This window comes from Microbacterium sp. NPDC087868 (assembly GCF_044900755.1).
GTDB classification, from domain to species: Bacteria; Actinomycetota; Actinomycetes; order Actinomycetales; family Microbacteriaceae; genus Microbacterium; species Microbacterium galbinum.
On record NZ_JBJDNO010000004.1, the window covers coordinates 205,756 to 231,453 of the forward strand.

The 25,698-nt window shown below is 69.2% G+C and carries 28 protein-coding genes and 2 tRNA genes; 17 read left to right on the forward strand and 13 right to left on the reverse strand.

Annotated features, from left to right (window positions below):
* The first annotated feature begins 64 nt into the window (after window positions 1–64).
* The 5 genes from ACI2JZ_RS14880 (at window position 65) to ACI2JZ_RS14900 (ending at window position 4,134) form a co-directional block, all read left to right on the forward strand.
* Window positions 65–1,222, forward strand: coding sequence for a DNA polymerase III subunit delta' (locus tag ACI2JZ_RS14880; protein ID WP_404598278.1), 1,158 nt, complete (start codon window positions 65–67; stop codon window positions 1,220–1,222).
* Entirely contained in the window at window positions 1,219–2,778 is a 1,560-nt protein-coding gene (locus ACI2JZ_RS14885; RefSeq protein ID WP_247634176.1) for an alpha/beta hydrolase, read from the forward strand. The genes ACI2JZ_RS14880 and ACI2JZ_RS14885 overlap by 4 nt, the downstream gene beginning before the upstream one ends.
* A 103-nt stretch (window positions 2,779–2,881) precedes the next feature.
* Window positions 2,882–2,954: transfer RNA gene (locus tag ACI2JZ_RS14890), tRNA-Thr, on the forward strand.
* Between the two features lie 68 nt (window positions 2,955–3,022).
* Complete coding sequence (locus ACI2JZ_RS14895; protein ID WP_404598280.1) at window positions 3,023–3,604, forward strand: isochorismatase family protein; 582 nt, start codon at window positions 3,023–3,025, stop codon at window positions 3,602–3,604.
* Window positions 3,601–4,134: a DUF1697 domain-containing protein gene (locus ACI2JZ_RS14900; protein ID WP_404598281.1), complete on the forward strand. Its 534-nt coding sequence runs from the start codon at window positions 3,601–3,603 to the stop codon at window positions 4,132–4,134. The genes ACI2JZ_RS14895 and ACI2JZ_RS14900 overlap by 4 nt, the downstream gene beginning before the upstream one ends.
* Here ACI2JZ_RS14900 and ACI2JZ_RS14905 read toward each other — a convergent pair.
* A complete protein-coding gene (locus ACI2JZ_RS14905) occupies window positions 4,124–4,363 on the reverse strand; it encodes a hypothetical protein (RefSeq protein ID WP_404598282.1) in 240 nt (79 codons plus the stop codon). The genes ACI2JZ_RS14900 and ACI2JZ_RS14905 overlap by 11 nt on opposite strands.
* Before the next feature lie 25 nt (window positions 4,364–4,388).
* Between ACI2JZ_RS14905 and ACI2JZ_RS14910 the strand changes: the two genes are divergently transcribed.
* Entirely contained in the window at window positions 4,389–4,910 is a 522-nt protein-coding gene (locus tag ACI2JZ_RS14910) for a CGNR zinc finger domain-containing protein (RefSeq protein ID WP_404598284.1), read from the forward strand.
* 29 nt (window positions 4,911–4,939) lie between these two features.
* Here the strand turns inward: ACI2JZ_RS14910 and ACI2JZ_RS14915 are convergent, their stop codons facing one another.
* Entirely contained in the window at window positions 4,940–5,488 is a 549-nt protein-coding gene (locus tag ACI2JZ_RS14915) for a type 1 glutamine amidotransferase domain-containing protein (RefSeq protein ID WP_404598286.1), read from the reverse strand.
* A gap of 121 nt (window positions 5,489–5,609) precedes the next feature.
* Here ACI2JZ_RS14915 and ACI2JZ_RS14920 point away from each other — a divergent pair, with 121 nt between their 5' ends.
* Window positions 5,610–6,239: an HD domain-containing protein gene (locus tag ACI2JZ_RS14920; RefSeq protein ID WP_404598287.1), complete on the forward strand. Its 630-nt coding sequence runs from the start codon at window positions 5,610–5,612 to the stop codon at window positions 6,237–6,239.
* Window positions 6,240–6,257: 18 nt separating this feature from the next.
* On the opposite strand, the gene ACI2JZ_RS14925 is transcribed toward ACI2JZ_RS14920, so the two are convergent.
* Together ACI2JZ_RS14925 and ACI2JZ_RS14930 are read right to left on the reverse strand one after the other, a co-directional pair.
* Window positions 6,258–6,330, reverse strand: a tRNA-Lys gene (locus ACI2JZ_RS14925).
* A 136-nt stretch (window positions 6,331–6,466) separates the two neighbouring features.
* Window positions 6,467–7,129: a fasciclin domain-containing protein gene (locus ACI2JZ_RS14930; RefSeq protein WP_247634185.1), complete on the reverse strand. Its 663-nt coding sequence runs from the start codon at window positions 7,127–7,129 to the stop codon at window positions 6,467–6,469.
* Window positions 7,130–7,421: 292 nt separating this feature from the next.
* Between ACI2JZ_RS14930 and sigK the strand changes: the two genes are divergently transcribed.
* The 4 genes from sigK (at window position 7,422) to ACI2JZ_RS14950 (ending at window position 10,555) form a co-directional block, all read left to right on the forward strand.
* On the forward strand, window positions 7,422–8,021 hold the full coding sequence (sigK, locus tag ACI2JZ_RS14935) for an ECF RNA polymerase sigma factor SigK (protein ID WP_247957552.1): 600 nt from the start codon (window positions 7,422–7,424) through the stop codon (window positions 8,019–8,021).
* Window positions 8,018–8,818 carry an anti-sigma factor domain-containing protein gene (locus tag ACI2JZ_RS14940; protein ID WP_247625036.1) on the forward strand — a complete coding sequence of 267 codons (801 nt, stop codon included), beginning with the start codon at window positions 8,018–8,020 and terminating at the stop codon, window positions 8,816–8,818. The genes sigK and ACI2JZ_RS14940 overlap by 4 nt, the downstream gene beginning before the upstream one ends.
* Window positions 8,819–8,847: 29 nt before the next feature.
* Window positions 8,848–9,477, forward strand: a complete 630-nt coding sequence (locus ACI2JZ_RS14945; RefSeq protein WP_404598288.1) for a DNA-directed RNA polymerase subunit beta — start codon at window positions 8,848–8,850, stop codon at window positions 9,475–9,477.
* Window positions 9,478–9,670: 193 nt separating this feature from the next.
* Window positions 9,671–10,555, forward strand: a complete 885-nt coding sequence (locus ACI2JZ_RS14950; protein ID WP_404598290.1) for an aminodeoxychorismate lyase — start codon at window positions 9,671–9,673, stop codon at window positions 10,553–10,555.
* A gap of 108 nt (window positions 10,556–10,663) precedes the next feature.
* On the opposite strand, the gene pstB is transcribed toward ACI2JZ_RS14950, so the two are convergent.
* From pstB to ACI2JZ_RS14985, 7 genes are all read right to left on the reverse strand, one after another.
* Window positions 10,664–11,443, reverse strand: coding sequence for a phosphate ABC transporter ATP-binding protein PstB (gene pstB / locus ACI2JZ_RS14955; RefSeq protein ID WP_247625033.1), 780 nt, complete (start codon window positions 11,441–11,443; stop codon window positions 10,664–10,666).
* 28 nt (window positions 11,444–11,471) lie between these two features.
* Window positions 11,472–12,572: a phosphate ABC transporter permease PstA gene (pstA, locus tag ACI2JZ_RS14960; RefSeq protein ID WP_404598292.1), complete on the reverse strand. Its 1,101-nt coding sequence runs from the start codon at window positions 12,570–12,572 to the stop codon at window positions 11,472–11,474.
* Window position 12,573: 1 nt separating this feature from the next.
* The gene (gene pstC, locus ACI2JZ_RS14965; protein ID WP_247625031.1) at window positions 12,574–13,536 is read right to left on the reverse strand and encodes a phosphate ABC transporter permease subunit PstC; all 963 of its coding nucleotides are present in this window, start codon (window positions 13,534–13,536) and stop codon (window positions 12,574–12,576) included.
* A gap of 100 nt (window positions 13,537–13,636) precedes the next feature.
* Entirely contained in the window at window positions 13,637–14,740 is a 1,104-nt protein-coding gene (locus ACI2JZ_RS14970) for a phosphate ABC transporter substrate-binding protein PstS (protein ID WP_404598293.1), read from the reverse strand.
* A gap of 154 nt (window positions 14,741–14,894) precedes the next feature.
* Window positions 14,895–15,869, reverse strand: a complete 975-nt coding sequence (locus tag ACI2JZ_RS14975) for an NUDIX domain-containing protein (protein WP_404598294.1) — start codon at window positions 15,867–15,869, stop codon at window positions 14,895–14,897.
* The gene (locus tag ACI2JZ_RS14980; protein WP_247956680.1) at window positions 15,866–18,031 is read right to left on the reverse strand and encodes an RNA degradosome polyphosphate kinase; all 2,166 of its coding nucleotides are present in this window, start codon (window positions 18,029–18,031) and stop codon (window positions 15,866–15,868) included. The genes ACI2JZ_RS14975 and ACI2JZ_RS14980 overlap by 4 nt, the downstream gene beginning before the upstream one ends.
* 52 nt (window positions 18,032–18,083) lie before the next feature.
* Window positions 18,084–18,767: a response regulator transcription factor gene (locus tag ACI2JZ_RS14985; RefSeq protein WP_247625027.1), complete on the reverse strand. Its 684-nt coding sequence runs from the start codon at window positions 18,765–18,767 to the stop codon at window positions 18,084–18,086.
* A 73-nt stretch (window positions 18,768–18,840) separates the two neighbouring features.
* Between ACI2JZ_RS14985 and ACI2JZ_RS14990 the strand changes: the two genes are divergently transcribed.
* The 3 genes from ACI2JZ_RS14990 (at window position 18,841) to ACI2JZ_RS15000 (ending at window position 21,016) form a co-directional block, all read left to right on the forward strand.
* A complete protein-coding gene (locus ACI2JZ_RS14990) occupies window positions 18,841–19,137 on the forward strand; it encodes a hypothetical protein (RefSeq protein WP_247625026.1) in 297 nt (98 codons plus the stop codon).
* Between the two features lie 153 nt (window positions 19,138–19,290).
* Window positions 19,291–19,893, forward strand: a complete 603-nt coding sequence (locus ACI2JZ_RS14995; RefSeq protein WP_247625025.1) for an FABP family protein — start codon at window positions 19,291–19,293, stop codon at window positions 19,891–19,893.
* 1 nt (window position 19,894) lies between these two features.
* Complete coding sequence (locus ACI2JZ_RS15000) at window positions 19,895–21,016, forward strand: YgfZ/GcvT domain-containing protein (RefSeq protein WP_404598297.1); 1,122 nt, start codon at window positions 19,895–19,897, stop codon at window positions 21,014–21,016.
* Between the two features lie 17 nt (window positions 21,017–21,033).
* Here ACI2JZ_RS15000 and ACI2JZ_RS15005 read toward each other — a convergent pair whose 3' ends face one another.
* Window positions 21,034–21,858, reverse strand: coding sequence for a class I SAM-dependent methyltransferase (locus ACI2JZ_RS15005; protein ID WP_404598298.1), 825 nt, complete (start codon window positions 21,856–21,858; stop codon window positions 21,034–21,036).
* A 58-nt stretch (window positions 21,859–21,916) separates the two neighbouring features.
* On the opposite strand from ACI2JZ_RS15005, the gene ACI2JZ_RS15010 reads away from it, so the two are divergent.
* Window positions 21,917–22,666, forward strand: a complete 750-nt coding sequence (locus ACI2JZ_RS15010) for a phosphoglyceromutase (RefSeq protein ID WP_247625022.1) — start codon at window positions 21,917–21,919, stop codon at window positions 22,664–22,666.
* A 70-nt stretch (window positions 22,667–22,736) separates the two neighbouring features.
* On the opposite strand, the gene phoU is transcribed toward ACI2JZ_RS15010, so the two are convergent.
* Complete coding sequence (phoU, locus tag ACI2JZ_RS15015; RefSeq protein WP_247625021.1) at window positions 22,737–23,435, reverse strand: phosphate signaling complex protein PhoU; 699 nt, start codon at window positions 23,433–23,435, stop codon at window positions 22,737–22,739.
* A gap of 221 nt (window positions 23,436–23,656) precedes the next feature.
* Here phoU and ACI2JZ_RS15020 point away from each other — a divergent pair, with 221 nt between their 5' ends.
* Window positions 23,657–24,877 carry a cell wall metabolism sensor histidine kinase WalK gene (locus ACI2JZ_RS15020; protein ID WP_247625020.1) on the forward strand — a complete coding sequence of 407 codons (1,221 nt, stop codon included), beginning with the start codon at window positions 23,657–23,659 and terminating at the stop codon, window positions 24,875–24,877.
* The gene (locus tag ACI2JZ_RS15025) at window positions 24,874–25,557 is read left to right on the forward strand and encodes a response regulator transcription factor (protein ID WP_247625019.1); all 684 of its coding nucleotides are present in this window, start codon (window positions 24,874–24,876) and stop codon (window positions 25,555–25,557) included. Before ACI2JZ_RS15020 ends, ACI2JZ_RS15025 begins: the two co-directional genes overlap by 4 nt.
* The last annotated feature ends 141 nt before the right edge of the window (window positions 25,558–25,698 follow it).

Genomic DNA, 25,698 nt, shown 5'->3' on the forward strand with positions numbered 1-25,698 from the left:
CCTCCTCCGCACAGCGCCACGACCGCATGCGGTCGGCGTCGGTGGTGCCGATTAGGCTGAGTGCATGCCTGAGACCATCGCCGCCCCTTTCCCGTGGGCCGATGTGTGGGGGCAGGATGCCGCGGTCGAGACTCTGCGCGACGCGGCATCCGATCCGTCGGCGCTGTCGCACGCCTGGTTGATCACCGGTCCGCCGGGGTCCGGGCGTTCGACCCTCGCTTACGCCTTCGCTGCGGCGCTGGTCGCCGACCGGCCCGATGATGATGCGACCATGCGGCAGGTTCTCGCGGGCACGCACCCCGATGTGACGGCGCTGCGCACCGACAAGGTCATCATCACGATCGCCGAGGCGCGCGCCCTGGTCGAGCGTTCGTACTTCGCTCCCTCGGCCGGTCGTTACCGCGTCATCGTCGTCGAAGATGCCGATCGCATGGTCGAGCGCACCTCGAACGTCCTGCTGAAGGCGCTCGAGGAGCCGCCGGAGAAGACCGTCTGGATCCTCTGCGCCCCCAGCGAGGCCGATCTGCTCCCGACCATCCGTTCGCGCGTGCGCTCGCTGCGGCTCCGCGAACCGGACGTCGCGGACGTCGCGCGGTTGATCAGTCTGCGCACGGGCGTCGACGAGGTCGTGGCCGAGCAGGCCGCCCGCCACTCCCAGCGGCACATCGGTATGGCGCAGCGACTCGCGACCGATGAGGCCGCCCGTCGCCGGCGCGACGACACTCTGCGCTCGGTGATCGGCGTGCGCGGTGTGGGCGATGCCGTCGAGGTCGCCGGGCGCATCATCCAGGCCGCCACCGAGGATGCGAAGGCTCTGACCGCCGAGCGCGACGCGGCCGAGCGGGCGAACCTGCTGCGCATGGTGGGCGTCGCCGAAGGGCAGGCCGTCCCCCCGGCACTGCGCTCCCAGCTCTCGGCCCTGGAGGACGACCAGAAGAAGCGCGCCACCCGCAGTCTGCGCGACGGCATCGACCGCGTGCTCACCGACATGCAGTCGCTCTTCCGCGACGTCGTGATGCTGCAGTTCGGCCGCACCGACGAACTGATCAACCGTGAGCTCCGGGCCGAGCTGAGCGCGCTCGCCGAAGCCTGGCCCGAGACCCGTACGCTGGTCGTACTCGACCACCTCGCCGACACCCGGCAGGCGCTGGAGCGAAACGTCGCACCGCTGCTCGCCCTCGAGAGCTTGCTCGTGACCATCACGAGCGGGAGGACACCGTGAACATCCGCAAGACTCCCCGCCTCCGCCGTGCCGCCGCACTCGTCGCCGGCCTCGCCGTCGCCGCTGTGGCGCTCTCCGGCTGCCTCTACTCGATGATCCCCGAGGAGACGGCGACGCGCCCGTCGGCGACCGGTGCGCCCGACACCGACGGGGTGTCCGAAGAGCTCCTTCCGTTCTACTCGCAGGAGCTGACCTGGGAGTCCTGCGGCAGCGCCGGCTTCGACTGCACGACGGTCACCGCACCGCTCGATTGGGAGAACCCCGCAGAGGGCGAGATCGAACTCTCCATCATCCGGCACCAGGCCGAGCAGACGCCGATGGGCTCCCTGCTCACCAACCCCGGCGGCCCCGGCGCCAGTGGCGTCGCCCTCATTCGCGACAGCCTCGACTACGCGGTCGGCGCCGACCTCATCGAGAACTACGACGTGATCGGCTTCGACCCGCGCGGCGTGGGCGAGTCGACGGCGGTGCGCTGCTTCGACGCGGCCGAGATGGACGCCTACCTCTACGACGTCCCGACCTCGCCCCGCGGCAGCGCCGAGTGGGAGGCCGAGCTCACCGAGCGCAACACCGCGTTCGCCGAGGCGTGCGACGCGAACAGCGACGGCATCCTGCCGTACATCACCACCATCAACGCGGCACGCGACATGGACCTGATCCGTGCCGTGCTCGGCGATTCGCAGCTGAACTACCTCGGTTACTCCTACGGCACCTTCCTCGGCGCGACCTACGCGAACCTCTACCCCGAGAAGGCCGGGCGCCTCGTGCTCGACGGCGCGATCGACCCGTCGGTTCCCGGGCTCGAGGTCGGTGCGACGCAGGCTCTCGGATTCGAATCCGCGCTCCGCGCGTACATGCAGGACTGCCTCGATTCCGGGAGCTGCCCCTTCAACGGCTCGGTGGACGACGCCATGGCGGATCTCGGTGCGCTGCTCGCGAGCGTCGATCGCACGCCGCTCGAGAACGGCGACGGACGGATGCTCGGTGCGGATTCCCTGATGACGGGAATCATCGCCGCGCTCTACTCGCAGGACAGCTGGACGTTCCTCACGCAGGCGCTCGACCAGGCGCTGCAGGGCGACCCGTCGACGGCGTTCGTGCTGGCGGACTTCTACAACGGCCGCGAGGCCGGTTCGTACACCGACAACTCGACCGAGGCGTTCCGCGCGTACAACTGCATGGACTACCCGGTCGAAGACGACCCCGCCGCCGAAGCCGCGACCACGAAGAAGATCGAAGAGGGTGCGCCGACCATCGCGCCGTACTGGACCGGCCCCGACTCGTGCGAGGTGTGGCCCTACCCGCCCACGGGAACGCGCGGGGAGATCACGGCCGAGGGTGCCGGACCCATCCTCGTCATCGGTACGACCAACGACCCGGCCACGCCGTACGAGTGGTCGGAGGCGCTCGCGGATCAGCTCGACGAGGGCGTGCTCATCACCCGCGTGGGCGAGGGGCACACCGGCTACAACAAGGGCAACGGATGCGTCGACAACGCCGTGGAGGCGTTCTTCCTCGATGACGTGGTGCCCGAAGACGGCCTCCGCTGCGAGTGACGTGCGCGACGCACGCGTGTGACACGCGCGTGAGTCGCGCTCGATTCGCGAGCGAGCGCGAGACAGGGTAATATCGGAGATCGCGCCGGTTCGTCCGTCGCACGCCGCTTTAGCTCAGTCGGCAGAGCATTTCACTCGTAATGAAAAGGTCGTCAGTTCGATTCTGACAAGCGGCTCCGACAGCCCCCGTGATGCGAAGAACATCACGGGGGCTTTCCTCTTCCCGGCGGCGTAGTCTCGAATCATGAGCAGAGCGCTTCTCATCGTCGATGTCCAGAACGATTTCACCGAGGGCGGTACCCTGGCGGTCGCGGGCGGTGATGCGGTCGCCGCCGCGGTCTCGGCATACCTCACCGCCCACGCCGGCGACTATGACGTGATCGTCGCCTCGCGCGACTGGCACGACGCCGAGGGTGACAATGGCGGGCACTTCGCCGAGAGCCCCGACTACGTCGATTCCTGGCCGGTGCACTGCGTAGCGGGCACGCCGGGCGCCGAGTACGACCCGCTGCTGGAGACGGATGCCGTCACCCACCACGTGCGCAAGGGGCAGGGGCTGCCCGCCTACTCGATGTTCGAGGGTGTCACGGATTCCGGCGAGACGGTCGGAGCCGTGCTGACGGCGGCTGGGGTGATCAGCGCCGATGTGGTGGGGATCGCGACGGATCACTGCGTCCGGGCATCCGCTCTGGATGCCGTCGCCCACGGGGTGCGCGTGCGGGTGCTCACCGATCTGGTCGCGGGCGTCGGTGCCGAGTCGAGCGAGGCGGCGCTGATCGAGCTCGCCCACGCGGGCGCCGAGCTCGTCGTGAGCGCCGAGGTGTGAGCCGCAGCGTCCTGCTGCTGCGGGCCGTGAACGTCAGCGGTCGCAATCGCGTGCCGATGGCCGAGCTGCGTTCGGCGCTGAACGATGCCGGGGTGCTCGACGACGTCTCGACGTACATCGCGAGCGGCAACATCGTGTGTCGGCATCCATCCGATCCGGTCGCGGCCTGCGCGCGCGTGCGGTCGCTCATCCATGACGAGTTCGGAGTCGACACTCCGGTGATCCTGCGCACGCACGATGCGCTCGCGCGAGCCCTCGCGACGCAGCCGTTCGTCGATCCGGTCGAGAAGCTGTTGCACGCGATGTTCCTGGAGGGCGCTCCGCAGAAGGGTGCGGTCGCGGCGCTGCGTGAGCGTCTGGTGCCGGGGGAGGAGATCGCCCTCGTCGGGCACGATCTGTGGCTCTCCTACGCCGAGTCCGGAGTGCATGCGTCGAAGCTCACGAAAGCCGTTCTCGATCGCGCGCTGGGGGTCGCCGGCACGGCACGGAACCTGCGCACCGTGAGAAAGCTCGCAGAGCTCACGGCCTGACGTTCGGCGACTCTCCGACGCTGCGGCTCATCGCGATCGGCGGCAGGGAGGTCGACGGCGCAGCGCTCGACGGGCGCAGATCGATGCGACGTGCGGTGCACGCCCCGCACCGCACGTAGACGACGACGCCCTCGCTCGTCGGATGGCGGGACTCGGTGAGCCAGGAGTGCTCGTGCGCCATCGGGACGGCGGTCGGTCGGGGGATCGGGAGGGTGTCCGTGGAGATCATGACACCAGCGTGATGTAATGCCCTTATGCATCTCAACCCTTACGGAGAGTACGCGGTTCTCCTGGCGACCTCGCTCGCCAACGACTGGCCCGCCGACCGTGCCGGGATCGAGGAGCGCACGATCGAGATGGGCATGACGATGACCTTCCCGCCCGCCGCCGACGACCACGCCCGCGTGCGCGACGTCATCGACGAGTGGCTCCGGATCGTCGACGAAGCCGACCCCGACGCGCGTGCAGAACTCCTCAATGCCCAGCTCGCGGAGGCGGCCGCGTACCCGCGGCTCACGAATCACGACGGAGAGGGCTGGCACCTGCACTACCGCGACGACGTGCCCTCGCTTCCGTATGTGCTGCGGGCGATCATCAACCTGGGCACCTCGCTCCACCTGGTCACTCGTGGCATGAGCAGACTCGGCCGCTGCGCGGCATCCCCCTGCACGAACGTCGTCGCCGACGTCACCCGGAACGGCCGCCAACGATTCTGTTCGGTGCGATGCGCGAACCGGGCCGCGGTACGACGGCATCGTGCCCGGGGAGGTGCCTGATCCTGCCCCGGGCGCGATGGTGATGCGGGTCAGGCGGTCTGGCCCTCGTGGCGACCCTCGCCGATCTCCTCGACGACCTTCGCGTTGAACGCCGGCAGGTCGTCCGGGGTGCGGCTCGAGACGAGGCCCGCGTCGACGACGACCTCCTCGTCGACCCAGGTCGCTCCGGCGTTGCGCAGGTCGGTCTTGAGACTCGGGTAGCTGGTCAGCGTGCGCCCGTCGACGACGTCGGCCTCGATGAGGATCCAGGCTCCGTGGCAGATGACTCCGACGGGCTTGTGCTGTGCGAAGAACTCCTTCGCGAGGGCGACGGATGCCTCGTCGAGCCGCAGGTGGTCGGCGTTCACCACGCCGCCCGGCAGAACGAGCGCCTCGAACTCATCGGCGCTCGTGTCGCCGGAGATGAGGTCGACGGGCTGCTCGTGTCCGTTCTTTCCGGTGATGCTGCCCGCCGCCGGGGCGATCAACGTGGCGCTCGCACCCGCGGCCGTCACCGCCTCCCACGGGCTGGTCAGCTCGCTGTCCTCGAAGCCGTCGGTCGCCAGGAATGCCACGCGGTTTCCGGTGAGAGTCGCCATGGTCGTCGTCCTTTCAGGAGGGGGAGTGGATGCTCCGACTCTGCCGCGAGGGGCGGATGCCGTGAAGGGGGTGGCCAGTGCGCGGCAGGGGTGATAGCGGCCGCGCCGCTAGGCTCGCACCATGTCGACCTCCGCGCCCGTCTCCGCCCTCGCCGACCGTCTGCTCGTGCCGCCCACCGCGGCGTCGGAGCGTGCGCTGGAGGTCGCGCGGCAGTGGTGCACGCCCGCCGTGCTGAACCACTCCCTCCGCTCGTGGGTCTGGGCGAAAGCCCTCGCCGACTCGCGGGGCCTCGAAATCGACGAGGAACTGCTCTTCGTGGCATCCGTTCTGCACGACGTCGGGATCGTTCCCGCGTTCGACAGCCACACGGTGGCGTTCGAAGATGCGGGGGCCGCGGTCTCGGAGGTCTTCGCCGCCGGAGCCGGGTGGTCGCAGCACCGCCGCGAGCGGCTCGGCCAGGTGATCCAGCGGCACATGTGGGTGAGCGTCGACGTCGACGAGGATCCCGAGGGCTACCTGCTGGAGGCGGCGACCAGCCTCGATGTCGCGCACGCTGCGGCAGATCTGTGGGATGCGCAGCTCATCGCCGAGATCGTGCGGCGGGTGCCGCGGTTGACGTTCGCCGAGGAGTTCTCGGCCGCGATCGCCGACCAGGCGGCGCGCAAACCCGCGACGGCCGCAGCGAGGCTCAACGCCTCGAAGCGAATCGCCACGGGTGAGGATGCGTGGAAGGTCTCTCCCGACCGATGAACGGTGCGGGGAATGCGGTGGGCCCCGTGGGGCTCGAACCCACGACCCGCGGATTAAAAGTCCGATGCTCTGCCAACTGAGCTAGAGGCCCGTGCTCCCAGTCTAGGGCGCAGAAAGAGGGCCGTTGACGACACAGCTATCGTCAACGGCCCTCTTCAGCCCCGCGTCATCCCTCCCCGGATGACGGAGGTCGTCGTGCCGAGGTCCCCATCGGCACTCTCCCGCTCTTACTCAGCCGGGGGCATCAGCACCGTGTCGATGAGGTACACGGTGGCGTTCGCGGTCTGGACGCCACCGCAGATGACGTTGGCGCCGTTGACCTGCAGCTCGTCGCCGCTACCGGTGACCTCGAGGTCGGCTCCGTTGACGGTCGGGTGCGTGCCCACGATGTCGTCCGGCGTGATCTGGCCGGGGACGACGTGGTACGTCAGGATCGAGCTCAGCGTGGCGCTGTCGGTCTTGAGGGCGTCGATGGTGGCCGGGTCGATCTTCGCGAAGGCGTCGTCGACCGGTGCGAAGACCGTGAACTCGTCACCGTTGAGCGTGTCGACGAGGTCGACATCGGGGTTGAGCTGTCCGCTGACCGCTGCGGTGAGCGTGGTGAGGATCGGGTTGTTGGATGCCGCGACCGCGACCGGGTCCTTCGACATACCCTCGACCGAACCCGCTCCGTCCGGAACCTGCTCGGCGTACGCCGCGCAACCGGGGCCCACGAGGTTGGCCGCCGGGTCCATCTCCATGGGCTCGGACGACTGCGAGCTCTCCGGCGCCATGGGCTCCTCGGATTCGGTGGTGCTTTCGCCGCTGCCCATGGAACATGCCGAGAGCAGGAACGCGCTCGCCACCGTGAGCGTCAGTGCTGCGGTGACCTTCTTCTTGGTGCTGAACATTTCGAGCTCCTTCAGATGAACTACCACCACGGCCTCTCCGTGGCGTTGACAGGTGTTCGGAACCCCTCGCCGATCGGATGGGAAGAATTCGAGATTTCTTCGAGATCCGTCTCGAACGGCCCCGCCAATCCGATCGGCGCACCAGCACGAACGACATCCGACGGAAAAGGAGCACGCGCGCGAGCGTGACGCGATCGTGATGCGGGGCGCGGGCCGCGGAATCTTCGAGAATTCCGCGAGGAATCAGCGGATATCGGGCGTCGGATGCAGAGCAGGAGGGGTGGAATACGGCATGCTTATGGAGATGGTCATCGATGGGATGGATGTTCCCGAGGACGGCACGGCGCGGGATGCCGTCGCCGACCTCCTCCTCGCCATCGCCGCCGGCGACCAGCGGGCCTTCGCGGAGCTCTACGACCTTCTCTCCTCCCGCGTGTTCGGTCTCATCCTCCGAGTCCTCGTGAACCGCTCGCAGAGCGAGGAAGTGCTCCAGGAGGTCTTTCTCGAGATCTGGCAATCCGCTTCGCGCTTCGCTCCGAACAAGGGGCAAGGACGAACATGGATCATGACGATGGCGCACCGCCGGGCGGTGGACCGCGTCCGATCCTCGCAGTCCAGTTCGGATCGAGATGTCCGGGCGGGACTGCGGGACATCGGGGTGGCCCACGACAGCGTGGCGGAGCAGGTCGAGTTGAGCATGGAAGGTGAGCGCGTCGTCGGCGCACTCTCCGGCCTACCCGAAGCTCAACGTGAAGCGATCGTCCTCGCCTACTACGGCGGTTACAGTCAGAACGAGATCGCGGCGCTCCTGGGAGCGCCGCTGGGGACGATCAAGACACGGATGCGGGATGGACTCACCCGGCTCCGGTCGGCGATGGGGGTGATGGCATGAACGAGAAGGACTTCGCAGAGCTCGCGGCTGGCGCCGCCCTGCACGCGCTCTCTCCTGAGGACGAGGCGCGCTTCCGTCGTACCCTCGACGAGCACCCCGAGTGGGAGCGCATCGTCGAGGCGGATGCCGCCACCGCCGCCACCCTCTCGGCCCCGTTCACCGGTGAAGTGCCCCGGCCCGACATCCGCGCCGCGCTGCTCTCGCAGATCGCGCAGACGCCGCAGGTGCAGGGCGTGCAGATGCCGCAGGACGGCCGCACGGACGACGAGCAGGCCGCGCCTGCCGCAGCGTCCTCCGGATCGGCCGACACCTCGACGGTCGACAGCATCCGCCCGCCCCGCCGCTGGTCACGCGCGATCTTCGCGCTCGCGGCGTGCCTCGCACTCCTGGTCGGCGTCGGCATCGGCTCCGTTGCGCTGAACGACTACCTCAACCGTCCGGCGAGCGTCGTGGCCCTCGAGCAGATCACGGGAGCGTCGGATGCCGCGCAGGCGAGTGTCACGCTCGACGACGGCACCACGGCCACGGCCCACTGGTCGGCATCGCTCGGCTCCGCCGTGCTCGTGACCGACGGTCTCGCGGCTCCTGCCGACGGCAAGACGTACGAGATGTGGTTCGTGCGCGGCGAGACCCCGGTTCCGGCCGGTGTGTTCGACGCCGATGGCACGACCGCCACCGCCGTGCTCTCCGGCTCGATGCACGAGGGTGACGTCATCGCCGTCACGGTCGAGGAAGAGGGCGGCTCGCCGAGCGGCCTGCCCACGACCGACCCGATCATCGCGATCCCCACGGCCTGAGCGTCACCGATCGCGCGTACCCTGGTGGGATGCCCGAGCAGCACCACCGCCCCGTGCGACGCCCCTCCGCCTCCTTCGACAACCTCGTCGGGGCGCACGATCCCGCCGAGGAGACGCGCATCGCGCACGCCACGGCATCCGCCCTGCTGGCGCGGGTGCGCGCCGACGAGAGCGGTGCGAGTGCCGATCGCCTGGTGGCGTTCACGGCCGAGCACGGAATCGACGAGATCGCGGAACTGTGGTCCAAGGCGCCCTCGCGCACGCTTCCCGGTGCGCTCTGGCGGCTGTACCTGCTGCAGTTGGCGATCCACACCGATCCGCAGACCTCGGCTCTGCTGTACGAGCGCGGACGCGTCGAGCTTCCCTCGGTCGACGCCGCCATCGCCGGTGCTCCGGTCCCGGCGAGCCCGGAGGAGATCGTCGCGCTGGTCGACACGATCCTGCGCGGAGCGTTCCGCGGCGACTTCGCGGTGGCGCTTGAGCGCGCGGCCGCGTTCTGCCGCGTACAGGCGTCCGGAGCGACGCATACGGCCGACGACTACGAGGCGACCGAGCCGGGGCGGGCCAGTGAACTGACGACCCGGGCGCTGCGACTGAGCAGCTATGCGCAGGACCTCTCCGCGGCGAGTGTGCTGTGGCGGTCGGGCGCGCTGGCCTGAGCGGACGAGTGCGGCCCGGAGCGGGAAGTTCGGGCAAGAAGTCCGGGCAAGAAAAAAGACCGGGCCGCAAGAACGCCTCTCGGCGGAAGGCCGCTCGCAGCGGCGAAAAATGGAGCCCGGGGTTATGCGGCCCGGCCTCTACCAGTGTAACGCGAGACGAGCGAAGGTATTCCCGGCGCTCTAGGCTCGGATCATGAACCGGCGCTTCGCACTCATGATCGATCCCGTCACCGCCGACGAGCAGCGTGCCGACTACGGTGACACGTTCACCCACGTCGACGCGGCGGCTCCCGCCCTCAGCGTGGGCGAGTTGAGCACGCAGCGCGGCGACGGCGTGTTCGAGTCGATCGGAGTGGTCGACGGCCACGCCCAGGAGGTCGTGCCGCACCTCGAGCGTCTCGCGCACTCCGCACGCCTCTGCGACCTGCCCGCGCCGAACCTGGCGCAGTGGCGGCAGGCGATCGATCAGGCCGCCGACGAGTGCGGCGAGGGCGAGGCCGTCATCAAGCTCATCCTCAGCAGGGGAGTGGAGCACGGACCGACGCCGACGGCATGGGTGACCGCGGCCCCGGCAGCGGACTTCCGTGCCGTGCGCGCGAACGGTGTGCGTGTGGTGACCCTCGACCGCGGCTACGACCTCGGCGCCGCCGAACGGGCGCCGTGGCTGCTGCTGGGGGCGAAGACCCTCTCGTACGCCGTGAACATGGCCGCACTGCGGGAGGCGCACCGCCGTGACGCGGATGACGCGATCTTCCTCTCCAGCGACGGTTTCGTGCTCGAGGCGCCGACCGCGTCGCTGATCCTCCGGTTCGGAGACCGTTTCGTCACGCCGGCGCCGAACGGCGGCATCCTGCACGGCACCACGCAGCTGAGCGTCTACGAGCACCTCGCCGCCCGCGGTTTCGAGGTCGGGTATGACCGGATCCCGGCATCCGATCTTCCCCGGGCGGATGCCGCGTGGCTCGTGTCGAGCGTGCGCCTCGCGGCGGCGATCACCGCCGTCGACGGCGCCGCTCTCCCGGTCGACCAGCCTCTGACCGACGAGCTGAACACGTACCTGCTCTCGCCCCGCGACTGAGGCGGGCACCAGGTCCCCGAAGTCGTGCGGGGTCGGGGCGGGGAGGGCACGCGACAGGGCTCGGCGACCGAAGTCCCCGAGCCCTGTCAGACGGCCGACGGCGTCAGATCATCCGAAGCGGCCCGAGACGTAGTCCTCGGTGGCCTGCACGGACGGGGTGGTGAAGATCGACGTGGTGTCGTCGTACTCGATCAGCTTGCCGGGCTTGCCGGTGCCGGCGATGTTGAAGAACGCGGTCTTGTCGGAGACGCGCGACGCCTGCTGCATGTTGTGCGTGACGATGACGATCGTGAACTCGTTCTTGAGCTCGCCGATCAGCTCCTCGATCGCGTAGGTCGAGATCGGGTCGAGGGCCGAGCACGGCTCGTCCATCAGCAGCACCTCGGGCGAGACGGCGATCGCGCGGGCGATGCAGAGACGCTGCTGCTGTCCGCCCGAGAGGCCGGAACCCGGACGGTCGAGGCGGTCCTTGACCTCGTTCCACAGGTTCGCGCCGGTGAGCGACTTCTCGACGAGGTCGTCCTGGTCGCTCTTCGACATGCGGCTGTTGTTGAGCTTGACGCCCGCGAGCACGTTCTCCTTGATCGACATCGTGGGGAACGGGTTGGGGCGCTGGAAGACCATGCCCACCTGGCGACGCACGAGCACGGGGTCGACGCCGGGGCCGTAGAGGTCCTTGCCGTCGAGGAGCACCTCGCCCTCGACGCGAGCGCCGGGGATGACCTCGTGCATGCGGTTGAGGGTGCGGAGGAACGTGGACTTGCCGCAACCCGAGGGGCCGATGAACGCGGTGACGCTGCGCGGCTGGATGTCGAGGGAGACGCCCTCCACGGCGAGGAAGTTGCCGTAGTAGACGTTGAGGTCGTTGACTTCGATGCTCTTGGACACGTGTTTCCTGTTCTGAGTGGTCGGGCGCTCAGCGGCCGGAGGTCTTCGGGGCGAACAGCTTCGCGACGAGGCGCGCGAGCAGGTTCAGCACCATGACGATGAGGATGAGGGTGAGAGCAGCGGCCCAGGCCCGGGCGAGCGAAGCGTCCGGGTTGGTGCCCTGATTCATGTACTGGTTGTAGGCGAACACCGGCAGGGTCATCATCTGGCCGTTGAAGATGTTCGTGTTCAGGCTCTGCGTGAACCCGGCGGTGAGCAGCAGGGGAGCCGTCTCGCCGATCACGCGCGAGATCGCGAGCATGACCGAGGTCGTGATGCCGGCGATCGACGTCGGGAGCACGACCTTGAGGATCGTCAGCCACTTCGGCACACCGAGTGCGTACGACGCCTCGCGGAGCTCGTTCGGCACGATCTTGAGCAGCTCCTCGCTGCCTCGCACGACGACCGGGGTCATCAGCACGGCCAGGGCGAGGGCGCCCATGATGCCCATCGAGATGCCCGGCTTGAAGATCAGAGCGAAGACCGCGTAGATGAACAGACCCGCGACGATCGAGGGGATGCCGGTCATGACGTCGACGAAGAACGTGATCGCCTTCGCGATCTTGCCGCGACCGTACTCGACGAGGTAGATCGAGGTCATGAGTCCGATCGGCACCGCGATGACCGTCGCCGTGAGGGTGATGAGCAGCGTGCCCCAGATCGCGTGGACGATGCCGCCGCCGTCGCCGATCACGTTGCGCATCGAGTAGCTGAAGAACTCGGCATCGAAGCGCTCGATGCCGTTGGAGACGACCGTCCACAGCAGCGAGATCAGCGGCAGCAGCGCGATGAGGAACGCTGTCGCGACGAGCGCCGTCATGAGGCGGTCGACGGCCTTGCGGCGGCTCTCGACGATCGAGGAGATGACCGTGATGAGCACCATGTAGAGCAGGAGCCCGATGATGACGGTGCCGGCGATGTTGAAGTCCGCGAGGCTGGTGCCGATCGCGGCGACGCCGAAGACGGCGGCGCTGACCGCGAGCGATCCGCCGAGCAGGGCCCACGGGGCCCACCGGGGGAGCTTGCCCGCGGTGAGCGACGCTGCCGGGGCCGTGGCGACGGCGGTCGGGGTGGGGGTGAGGACGGTCATGTCAGTTCGCTCCCGAGAACTCGGCGCGGCGGGCGACGATCCATCGCGCCAACGCGTTGACCGCGAAGGTCACGATGAAGAGGATGAGGCCGGTCGCGATGAGCGTGTTGACTCCGGTGCCGTGCGCTTCGGGGAAGGCCAGGGCGATGTTGGCGGGGATCGGCGTCGGGTTCGTCGCGGTGAGCACGAGGAAGCTGACGACGGCCGAGGGCGACAGCACCATGGTCACGGCCATGGTCTCGCCGAGTGCGCGGCCGAGGGCGAGCATCGCCGCCGAGACCATACCGCCGCGGGCGAACGGCAGAACGGCCATCCGCACCATCTCCCAGCGGGTGGAGCCGAGCGCGAGCGCCGCCTCCTCGTGGAGCTTCGGCGTCTGCAGGAAGACCTCGCGGCAGATGGCGGTCATGATCGGGATGCACATCACGGCGAGCACGAGTGATGCCGTGAGGATCGTCTTTCCCGTCGACGACACCTGGCCGCCGAAGAACGGCACCCAGGAGGCGTGGGTGTTGAGCCAGGCGTAGATCGGCTGGAGGAGGGGGGCGAGCACGAGGCCGCCCCAGAGGCCGAAGACGACGGAGGGGACCGCGGCGAGCAGGTCGATCACGTAGCCGAGGAAGGCGGCGAGGCGACGGTGCGCGTAGTGCGAGATGAAGAGCGCGATGCCGATGGAGATCGGTGCGGCGATGAGCAGCGCGATGAACGAGGCCCAGAGCGTTCCGAAGACGAGGGGCCAGACGTACACCCAGAAGGACTCGCCCTTGAGGATGTGGTTGCCGGTGGTGTCGAGCTGGAACGCCGGGATGCTCTGGATGATGAGGAAGGCGGCGACCAGCGCGAGGACGACGAGGATGATGATCCCCGCTCCGAGAGCGGTACCGGAAAACACCCGGTCGCCGAGACGCTGCTTGGCCTTGATCGGTGCGTGCGGCGCTGCGGGCGCCTGCGCGGTCGTGCTCATGGTCTCCCTGTTTCGGGGCGGGGTGGAACGGGGGCTGACCGGGCGGAGCCCCCGCGTCCGATCGGGACGCGGGGGCACCGCCATCAGTCGATCGGCTGGATCAGCCGACCTGGATCAGGTCGATCGCGGCCTGGACCTGCTCGCGCAGCGAGTCCGAGATCGGGGCGCTGCCGGCGTTGTCCGCGGCGGCTTCCTGGCCCTCGGCGCTGGCGATGTAGGTGAGGTACTCCTTGACGAGCTCGGCGACGTTGGTGTCCTCGTACTGCTCGCACGCGATCAGGTAGCTGACCAGGGCGATCGGGTAGGAACCCTCGGCAGCGGATGCCGGGTCGACGTCGAAGACGAGGTCTCCGGCGCCACGTCCCTCGACGAGGGGCGAGCCCTCGACGAGCGCGGCAGCGGCCTCGGCCGAGTAGGCGACGAAGTCGCCGCCCACGCCGACGTGCACCTGGCCGAGGTCGCCGACCTGCGAGGCGTCGGCGAAGCCGATCGCGCCGTTGCCCGCGGTGATGGCCTGGACGACACCCGAGGTGCCCTGAGCGGCCTCGCCACCCTCGATCGGCCAGACGTCGGCCGGCTCGTAGGTCCAGATGTCACCGGCGGTCGCCGAGAGGTACTTGGTGAAGGTCTCCTGCGTGCCCGAGGGGTCGGAGCGGTGGACCGGCGAGATCGCCAGGTCGGGCAGCTCGACGCCGTCGTTCAGCGCGGCGATCTCGGGAGCGTTCCAGTTGGTGATCGTGCCGGCGAAGATGCCCGCGATCGTGGCGGCGTCGAGGTTGAGCATGTCGATGCCCTCGATGTTGAACGCGACGGCGACCGGCGAGATGTAGAGCGGGACCTCGACGATGTCGTCGGTCGCGCAGGCGCCGAAGCCGCCGGCGGCGATCTCCTCGTCGTTGAACGCACGGTCGGAGCCGATGAAGTTGCTGCCGCCCTCGAGGAAGTTCTCGCGGCCGGTGCCGGAGCCGGTGGGCTCGTAGTTGACGGTGACGTCGGGGTTCGCGGTCTGGAACGCGGCGACCCAGGCCTCCTGCGCAGCGGTCTGCGACGACGCGCCGGTGGCGTCGATGGTGCCCGAGAGCGTGGAGTCGGAGGGGGCGTCGGACGAGCCGCCGGTGCCGCCTTCGTTCGCGGCGCAACCGGCCAGGGCGAGAGCGGCGACGGCGCCGATGGCGCCGATGCGAGCGATTCGGGAGATCTTCACTGTGGATCCGTTCGATCGTGGGAGGGGTTGAGGCCCGGTGCAGGGCACACAGTGACGCTAAGCGCGGCGGTTAACGAGACTCTCCCGCGCGGGTGAACGGAAGGTGAACGGCTGTCGACTCTCTGGGGTGCGAACCCCGGAATTCCGGGCCGCGTCAGACCTTCGGAATGTGCGTCTCGATCGAGATGATGCCGGATCCGGGGTTCGTGGCCGAGAGATGAACCACGGAGAACGCCGCCGGCTCGAGGTCGGCCGCGCTGCTGAGGTAGGAGCCCTGGATGGTGGCGGTCGCGAGCGCGATCTCGGACAGGAGGCCGGGCAGAACGGGCCCGTGGCTGCAGAGCACGGCGGGCTTGCCGGAGCGTACGCGCCGCCCGACCACCGAGCGCAGATCGGAGCTTCCGTCCTCCCAGGCGTCCTGGCTGATGAGCTCGGTGCGCACGGCCTTGCGATCGAGCGCTTTGGCGAGCGGCTTCACGGTCTCGACGCATCGGACGGCGTCGCTCGTCACGATCTTCCGCACGCCGAACGCGCGCAGGGGGCCGACGATCGACTTCGCCTGTCGGCGCCCGCGATCGGCGAGCGGGCGTTCGGCATCCGTACCGTCCCATTCGGAACGCGACAACGCCTTGGCGTGCCGCAGCACGATCAGTGGGAACGTACGCAGAGCGCCGTCCTCGACCAGGCGGGCGAAGAAATCGAGGATCTCGTGGTCGACCGGGTAGCTGAGGCGCTCCCTGGCCTTCTTCACGCTGGCCCACTCGATCGCCGCGATCTCCCGGTTGGGCACGAACGTCGACGCGCGGATCGCGTCGTCGGTGGCCTCGGCGGCCCAGTAGTGCACGACCTTCTGCTTCATCGACGCGAGGTTGTAGCGGCTCACACCCACGGGAACGCCCAGGGAGACGCGGATGCCGGTCTCCTCCTGCACCTCGCGCACGGCGGTCTCGGCGAGCATCTCGCCGGGATCGACCTTGCCCTTGGGCAGGGTGACGTCACGGTATTTGGTGCGGTGGATCAGCAGGATGCGCAGCTTGCCGTCGACGATGCGCCAGACGACGGCACCGGCCGCGTAGACGGCCTTGTCCGTCCACTTCGACCGCTCTGCGAAGGTCTGTCCGACCGTCATCGAACCGCCCGCGCACGCCGGCGTCGCTGAATCTGACCCATGGTCTTATCCTGCAGGTCGATCAGCGGCTTGCCGTCGGCATCCGCGGCGTGGCGCTCCCACACGCCGGCCGCGCCGAGGTGCCAGGAACTCGTCCCCGGATCCATCGCGAGGTCGAAGAACGCCAGGAGCTCCTTCAGATGCGCGGGTTCGGTGACGCGGACGAGCGCCTCGACGCGTCGGTCGAGGTTGCGGTGCATCATGTCGGCGCTGCCGATGTAGATCTGCGGATCGCCGCCGTTCTCGAAGGCGAAGATGCGAGAGTGCTCGAGATAGCGGCCCAGGATGCTGCGCACCGTGATGTTGTCGCTGATGCCGTCGAGATCCGTGCGGAGGCTGCAGATGCCGCGCACCCACACGTCGACCTTCACTCCGGCCACGCTGGCACGGTAGAGCGCGTCGATGATCTCCTCGTCGACCATCGAGTTGACCTTGATGCGGATGTGCGCGGGCTTGCCCGCGACGGCGTTGGCGCGCTCGTTGTCGATCTGGCGCACGAGTCCCTTGCGCAGGTGCAGGGGCGCGACGAGCAGACGCTTGAACTTCTTCTCGATCGCGTAGCCGCTCAGCTCGTTGAAGAGGCGGGTGAGGTCCTTCCCGACCTGCGCGTCCGCGGTGAACAGCCCGAAGTCCTCGTAGATGCGGCTGGTCTTCGGGTTGTAGTTTCCGGTGCCGACGTGCGAGTAGTGCTGGAGCTTGCCGTCTTCCTCGCGGATCACGAGGGCGAGCTTGCAGTGCGTCTTGAGCCCGACCAGGCCGTACACGACGTGCACGCCGGCCTTCTCGAGCTTGCGCGCCCAGACGATGTTGTTCGCCTCGTCGAATCGTGCCTTGACCTCGACCAGGGCGAGCACCTGCTTGCCCGCTTCGGCGGCGTCGATCAGCGCCTGCACGACGGGACTGTCTCCCGAGGTGCGGTAGAGGGTCTGCTTGATGGCGAGCACATGCGGATCACGGGCAGCCTGCTCGAGGAACGCCTGCACGCTCGTGGTGAACGACTCGTACGGGTGGTGCACGAGCACGTCGGACTTGCGGATGGCCTTGAACATGTCGGCACGCGTGCTGCTGTCGCCGGGCTGGAACGCGACCGCCGTGGTCGGAACGTGCGGCGGGTACCGCAGATCGGGGCGCTCGATGCGCGAGAGGCCGAAGAGTCCGCGCAGGTCGAGCGGTCCGGGGAGGCGGTAGACCTCCTGGTCGGTGATGTCGAGTTCCTTCACCAGCAGCTCGAGGGTCACGTCGTCCATGTCGTCGGTGATCTCGAGGCGGATCGGCGGTCCGAACCGGCGGCGCAGCAGCTCGGCCTCGAGCGCCTGGATGAGGTTCTCGCTCTCGTCCTCCTCGATCTCGACGTCTTCGTTGCGGGTGAGGCGGAAGGCGTGGTGGTCGAGCACCTCCATACCGGGGAAGAGGTCTCCGAGGTGGTTGGCGATGAGCTCTTCGAGGCGCAGGTAGCGCGAGATCTCGCTGTTGCCCGGCACCTCCACGAACCGAGGCAGCATCGGCGGCACCTTGAGGCGCGCGAACTCCTGGCGACCCGTGCGTGCGTTGCGGATGCGGATCGCGAGGTTGAGCGACAGCCCCGAGATGTAGGGGAACGGATGCGCCGGGTCGACCGCGAGGGGCATGAGCACCGGGAACACCTGGGCCTGGAAGTAGTCGGTCAGGCCCGCGCGCTCGTCGTCGGTCAGCTCGTCCCACTCCGTGATCTCGACACCGGCGTCGGCGAGGGCGGGGCGCACGAGCGACGTCCAGGCATCCGCGTGCCGCAGCTGCAGCGCATGCGCCTCGCGCGAGATGTCGGCGAGGGCGTCGGAGGGGGAGCGGCCGATGTTGGTCGGCACGGCGAGGCCGGTGATGATGCGCCGTTTGAGGCCGGCGACGCGCACCATGAAGAACTCGTCGAGGTTGCTGGCGAAGATGGCCAGGAAGTTCGCCCGCTCGAGTTCGGGGAGCGAGGGATCCTCGGCCAGCTCGAGCACGCGCTGGTTGAACGCGAGCCAACTCAGCTCGCGATCGAGGTACCGGTGGTCCGGGAGGAGCGAGTCGGGGGCCTCGACGGCATCGAAGTCGTCGTCTTCGGCGTCGCCGAGACCTGCGTCGGCGAGAGCGGGATCCATCATGGGGTACATCTAAGCACCGAGAGGTGACACGCGCGTGAACGGATGCCCTCGGTTACCGCGAGCCCACCAGGGTGTCGTCCTCGTACACGTTGAAGCGGTAGCCGACGTTGCGGACCGTTCCGATGATCTGATCGGCGTCGCCGAGCTTGGCCCGCAGGCGCCGCACGTGCACGTCGACCGTGCGCGTGCCGCCGAAGTAGTCGTAGCCCCAGACCTCGCTGAGCAGCTGCTCGCGCGTGAACACCCGCGAGGGGTGCGTGGCGAGGAAGTGCAGGAGCTGGAACTCCTTGTAGGTGAGGTCGAGCGGCTTGCCGTGCAGCTTTGCGGAGTACGACTGCTCGTCGATCGTGACGCCGGATGCCTGCACACGCGTCGGAGCCGCGGCGTCGTCGCGGCGCGCGATCGCGAGCCGCAGGCGGGCGTCGGTCTCGGCGGGGCCGGCGGTCGAGAGCAGCACGTCGTCGATGCCCCAGTCGCCGGAGACGGCGCTCATGCCGCCTTCGGTGACGATGAGCAGCAGCGGCGCCTCCTGGCCGGTCGCGCGGAGCAGACGGCAGAGCGACTTGGCGCCCGCGAGGTCGGTGCGGGCATCGACGATCACGATGTCGTACTCGGGGGCGCTCACCAGCCGCGCGGGCTCTGCGGGGATCTGGCGGACGGTGTGGCTGAGCAGCTCCAGCGCGGGCAGGACCGACTCCTCGGCAGGAGCATTCGTCAAGACCAGGATCTGGGGCACGCGTACTCCTCACCGGCGCGCGGGTCAACGCCGTGCGGCAATAATACCGGGGTCGATGAGTGACAATGGACGCATGACGCAACCCGCACTCGCTCCGCGCAGTCCGCTCGCCGGCGTGGTCGCCGTCTGGGCGGTCGCTCTGGTGGGCGCCGTGGCGATCGGCATCCTGGTCGGCGAGGAGTGGCGCATCCCGTGGATGCTGGTGGCCTTCGGCGGCGCGGTGCTCCTCTCTTTCGCCGTGCAGCTCTGGTACGGCCGCACCGAGGGATTCATCTTCCGGGTGGCGGGGAGCGTGATCGGCGCGCTGCTGCTCATGGGCGTGATCTCGGTCGGATTCGGGCTCGCCGCCCTCGCGACCGCCTCCGCCTGACAGTCGCGCTCACGCGCGGTAGGGTGGGAGCCATGGATCTCATGGCGCTCGAACTCTTCTTCATCGGCCTGCTGGGTCTGGCGAGCCTCGCGATCGTCTTCGTCTCGGCGGTCGTGCTGCGCAACCTCTTCCGCGGCCAGCGCTGAGCCGATCGTGCTCGAGCTTCCCACCGACCTCCCGGCCGACCTCGCCCCGCTCTCGTGGCTGATCGGCGTCTGGGAGGGAACAGGTGTCATCGACTACCCCGTCGGAGATGAGCGGCTGCAGGGCGAGTTCACGCATCGCGTGAGCTTCAGCCATGATGGCGGCCCGTTCCTGAACTACTCGGCCACCGCCACCTTCCTCACGGAGGAGGGCTCCCCGGCCTCCGCCCTGCTGGCCGAGACCGGTTTCTGGCGTCTCGCGCGCCCGGCGACGGACGCGGATGCCGGTCCGGCGCTGCTGCCCCCGACCGCGGACGCCGTGGCCCGCACGGTCGACGACGTCGAGGAGCTGCGCGCCGAGAGCGGCGGCTTCCCGATCGAGGTGTCGCTCGCCCACGCCGACGGTGCGCTCGAGCTGTACCTGGGTGAGATCAACGGCCCGCGCATCGATATCGCCACGGATGCCGTGGTGCGCAGCTCCGGAGCCAAGGTGCACACCGCCTCCTCGCGGATGTACGGCCTGGTCGACGGCCACCTGCTGTGGGCCTGGGACATCGCGGCCCTCGGCACCCCGTTGCGCTCGCACGCCTCCGCGCGACTGGCCAAGGTCTGACGTGGGCGCATTCGCCGAGATCGACGGCGCCGTCTCCGACGGAGACGTGATCGCGCACTTCGGCGACGCGTTCCGCGAGCAGCGCCGCCTCGCCGAGGGCGCTGCCTTCGTCCCGCTCGGCGATCGGGTCGTGATCGAGGTCGCGGGGCCCGAGCGGCTGAGCTGGCTCGACTCCATCACCTCGCAGGCGCTCGGCCGTCTCGCTCCGGGTGAGAGCACCGAGTTGCTGATCCTCGACCCGCAGGGTCGGGTCGAGCACGCGGCCGGAGTCCTCGACGACGGCGCATCGACCTGGTTGCTGGCGGATGCCGGTGACGCCGAAGCGCTCGCCGGATGGCTGACCCGCATGAAGTTCCGCGCGCAGGCCTCCGTCGGCATCCGTCCGGATCTCGTTCCGATCGGATTCCTCGACGGCGGAGCGATCGCGCCGCTGGTGGTCACGGCGGCGGCCGCACCGAGCGGTGCGCCCCTGATCTGGGCCGATCCGTGGCAGCACGTGTCCGCGGGCGGGCACCAGTACGCCGAGGTCGCAGCGCACCCCGCCGCCGACTACGCGTGGCGGGTCGCGCTGCTGACGACCGAGGCCGCGGATGCTCTCGCGGTGTCGGCCGATCGCGACGCGCTGGCCGGGCTCCTCGCAGCAGAGGCGTTGCGCGTCGCCGCCTGGCGTCCGCGCTGGGCGACCGAGGTCGATGAGCGCTCCCTGCCGCACGAGTCCGATTGGATCCGCAGCGCCGTGCACCTGAACAAGGGCTGCTACCGCGGGCAGGAGACGGTCGCCAAGGTGCACAACCTCGGGCACCCGCCGCGGCGTCTGGCTGCGCTGCAGCTCGACGGCAGCGACGCGGTGCTGCCGGAGGCCGGGGCATCCGTGTTCGCGGGCGACGAGGAGGTCGGGCACCTGACCTCCGTGGCCCGGCACTTCGAGGACGGGCCCATCGCGCTCGCGATCCTCAGCCGCCGCGCACCGGTCGGCGACCTCGTCGTGCGAGCCGACGGCCTCGAGATCGCGGCTTCGCAGCAGGTCATCGTTCCGGCGGATGCCGGTGCGACGGCCGACATCCCGCGCCTCACACGTCTGTCCCGTCGCCCGTCGGCGCCGGACCCCCGCGCGCAGGTCTAGACCGACCGGGCTCCCGTTCAGGTCGCGGGCGCGACCGCCGACCACGGCAGCGTGAGCTCGCCCAGTCGCCACCGCGTCCGGCCGCCGAGCACGGGCCACCCCTGTGCGCGCAGCGCGCCCGCGGCGGCGAGGAAGCGCTGGGTCGCCCCGAACGTCGACAGTCCGGCGGCCCGATCCCACTCGCGGTCGAGGTCGATCAGGAGGGCGTGAATGCGTTCGCCGGGCACGTTGCGGTGGATCAGAGCCTTCGGCAGACGCTCCGCGACGATGCTCGGACGATCGAGATCGGCGAGCCGGAGCGAGAGGGTGAAGCGCAGCGGAGCAGCGTCCGGGGCGACGTCGATCCAGCTCGCGATGCGCCCGATCTCATCGCACGTGCCCTCGAACAACAGCCCACCGGGCGCCAGACGCGAGGTCATGCGCGCCCAAGCATCCGGCACGTCCTGCTCGTCGTACTGGCGGAGCACGTTCATCGACCGGATGACCGCCGCGCGGCGTCCGTCGGGAATCGGCACCTCGAACCCGCCGCGGCCGAACGAGACGGGAAGGTCGGCGGCGAACGGCGTGCGGCCCGCGCGCACCTCCGCGAGCTGCGTCTCGGCGCTCGCGACGCGCGCGGGATCGATCTCGAGCCCGCGCACCTCGACGTCGGGCCGCACACGCACGAGGCGGGTCGCGAGCTCGAACGCGGTCACGCCGCTCGCCCCGTACCCGAGGTCGACGACGAGGGGATCGGACGCTCGACGGAGAGCGTCGCTGGCGGCGATCCAGCGGTCGTTGCGCCGCAGCCGGTTGGTCCCGGTGGTGCCGCGCGTGGGCCTGCCGAGGGGAGATGACGCCATGTCTCCATCCTCCCAGCATCCTGTTCGGTCGCACCGTCCGGGCGGATAAACTGACGACATGACTGCGAAGCGCACCCTCATCCTGCTCCGTCACGGCCGGAGCGAGTGGAACGAACTGAACCTCTTCACCGGCTGGGTGGACGTCCGCCTGAACGAGCAGGGGCAGAAGGAGGCACGCCGCGGCGGAGAGCTGCTCGCCGAATCCGGCATCCTGCCCGACGTGCTGCACACCTCGCTGCTGAGCCGCGCGATCCAGACCGCGAACATCGCCCTCGACGCCGCCGACCGGCTGTGGATCCCGGTGACGCGCTCGTGGCGCCTCAACGAGCGTCACTACGGTGCGCTGCAGGGCAAGGACAAGGCGCAGACGCTCGAGGAGTTCGGTCCCGAGCAGTTCCAGCTGTGGCGTCGCTCGTTCGACGTACCGCCGCCCGTGCTCGACGACGACAGCGAATTCAGCCAGGTGCACGACGTCCGCTATGCGGGCATCGACGGCGAGGTGCCGCGCACCGAGTCGCTCAAGCTCGTCATCGATCGACTCCTCCCGTACTGGGAGAGCGCGATCGTCCCCGACCTCGAGGCCGGCAAGACCGTGCTCGTCACGGCGCACGGCAACTCGCTGCGCGGCCTCGTGAAGCACCTCGAGGGCATCAGCGACGAAGACATCGCCGAGCTGAACATCCCCACCGGCATCCCGCTCGTCTACGAACTCGACGAGAACAACGTGCCCACCGGTCCCGGCCGCTACCTCGACCCCGAGGCCGCCGCCGCCGGTGCCGCTGCGGTCGCCGCGCAGGGCAAGAAGTAACCTCCACGCACGACACGACGAAGCCCCCGGTGCTCAGGCGCCGGGGGCTTCGTCGTGGGGATGCTGCGGGTCAGGCGTGACCGAGCTCCTGCTGCTGCTCGACGGCGAGGGCGATGTCGTCTTCGGCGACGGCCCAGTCTCCGGTCGACAGGTAGACGTACTTCTTCGCGACGGCCACGGCGTGGTCGGCGAAGCGCTCGTGATAGCGGCTGGCGAGCGTGGCGTCGACCGTGGCCGTGGCCTCGCCCTTCCAGTTGTCGCTGAGCACCTTCTCGAAGACGGTGGCGTGCAACTCGTCGACGTCGTCGTCCGCATTGCGGATCGCGTCGGCGAAACGGAGGTCCTGAGTGCGCAGCAGCTCGGAGAGCGTCCGCGAGATCTCGACGTCGAGCTCGCCCATCTTCACGAAGGTGCCCTTGAGGCCCTTCGGGATGGCGCGCTCCGGGAAGCGGAGGCGTGCGAGCTGGGCGATGTGCTCGGACATGTCGCCCATGCGCTCGAGCGATGCGCTGACGCGCAGCGCCGTGACGACGATGCGCAGGTCGCGGGCGACCGGCTGCTGGCGGGCGAGGATCTCGATGGCCTGCTCGTCGAGGGCGACGGCGAGCTCGTCGATCTTGGCGTCGTCGGCGATGACCTCTTCGGCCAACGCGACGTCGCTCGTCGCGAACGCACGGGTCGCCTTGTCGATCGAGACCGTGACGAGGTCGGCGATCTCCACGAGGCGGGACTGCAGGTCCTCGAGGGACTGGTGGAAGACTTCGCGCATGGTGGGGCGCAACCTTTCATGTGAATCTCGACTGGTGTCAGCGCGAGACGGCGGGGTCGTCCGCACGGGAGGAGCAGGACCGCGCTCCCGCACAGGCCCGAAGCGATTGTCTGCTCCGAAGGTTAACGAACGGTGCCCAGCACGTGAATAGTACTTCTCTCGTTGCCGCTGTGGCCCGGAAACCCGCCGGAGAGAGGGTGAACGCACTCTACGCTGGAGACATGACCGAGACGCAGATCGCCTTGATCGCCCTGGCCGTCGGCCTGGCGATCGGTATCGGCCTCTCGCTCCTTCTCGCCTGGGCGTACCGTGCGCGGGCCCGTGTCGCGGAGGAGACCTCGAGCGCCGTTCCCGAGGGGATCGTCGACGTTCTCGCGAGCATGGACGATGCGGCCTGCGTGGTCGACACGTCGGGGCTCGTGCTCGCCGCATCGGTCGCCGCCTCGCGGTTCGGGATCGACGTGGGCTCGACCCTCGACAACCCGGAACTGCGTCTGCTCGTGCGCGGCGTGCGCGCCGACGGCGGCACCGCGACGGAGTCGATGCGCATCACCCGCGGGGGGCTGAGCCTCGACCCGCGTCTCGTCTCGGCGCGTGCGAGCGTGCTCGGACCGCGTCTGACCCTGCTGATCATCCGGGATGTCACGGAGCAGGAACGCCTCGACCAGATGCGGCGCGATTTCGTCGCGAACACCAGCCATGAGCTCAAAACCCCGGTCGGTGCGGTGACTCTGCTTGCGGAGGCGATCGAGTCGGCCGCCGACGACCCGGCCCAGGTGCGCATCTTCGCGACGCGCATCTCGGCGGAGGCGGGCCGTCTCGCGCAGTTGACCGGTCGCATCATGAGCCTCTCCCGGCTCCAGGCCGACGACGGCCTGGGCGACGTCACCCCGGTCGCGATCGACGAGGTCATCGCGAAGTCCATCGAGGCGCACGTCGTGCAGGCCGACGCCGCGGGAGTCGAGATCACGCGCGGCGGCGACCGCGGGATCTGGGTGCGCGGTGACGCGCAGATCCTCGTCGAAGCCGTCGGGAACCTCATCGTGAACGCGATCGTGTACTCCCCGAGCGGATCCCGCGTCGGGGTCGGCGTGCGCGCCGAGGACGGCGTCGTGGAGATCGCTGTGTCGGACCAGGGCATCGGCATCGCCGAGACCGATCGCGAGCGCATCTTCGAGCGTTTCTACCGCGCGGACGAGGCGCGCTCGCGCCGCACCGGCGGCACCGGCCTCGGCCTGTCGATCGTCAAGCACGCCACGCAGCGGCACGGCGGCGAGGTGCGCCTGTGGTCGCGCCCGGGGCGCGGCTCGACGTTCACGATGCGGCTTCCCCTGATCGACGCACCGCCGAACGCGGATGCCGGCAAGAAGAGCAAGAAGAAGCGCGAACGAAAGGCCGCCAAGGCCGGCGCCGTTCGCGTACGGAAAGGTGACCGCGCATGACCCGCATCCTCCTCGTCGAAGACGAACCCGATCTCGCCGATCCGCTGGCGTACCTGTTGCGTCGGGAGGGGTACGAGGTCGAGATCGCCGAGGACGGCCCGACGGCGCTCACGGCGTTCCGCGAGCGCGGTGCCGACATCGTTCTGCTCGACCTGATGCTACCGGGCATGCCGGGCACCGAGGTGTGCCGCCAGATCCGCTCATCGTCGGCGGTGCCGATCATCATGCTCACGGCGAAGGACTCCGAGGTCGACATCGTGGTGGGGCTCGAGCTCGGAGCCGACGACTACATCACGAAGCCGTACTCCTCGCGCGAGCTGCTCGCCCGTATGCGGGCGGTGCTGCGCCGGGTGGTGCAGGCCGACAGCGAGCTCGACGAGCGCGTGCTCGACGGCGGGCGCGTGTCGCTCGACATCGACCGGCACACGGTGTCGGTGGCGGGGCAGCTGATCAACATGCCGCTGAAGGAGTTCGAACTGCTGGAGGTGCTGATGCGCAACGCGGGTCGCGTGCTCACCCGTGGACAGCTCATCGACCGGGTCTGGGGCAGCGACTACTTCGGCGACACGAAGACCCTCGACGTGCACATCAAGCGCATCCGCTCGCGCATCGAGGTCAACCCCAGCGAGCCGGTCATGCTCGTCACCGTGCGGGGTCTCGGCTACCGCTTCGAGGCCTGAGCCACCGCGTCCCGAGCGCACCGGACGGTCTCCGGACAGCGAGAAGGGGGGGGGCGGCGGGGGGCGGCGGGAAGTGGGGGGGGCTGGGTGAGTTATATTTGGGTGGCAGAAACCCGGGGGAGGGGGGGGGGGCCGCGCGGC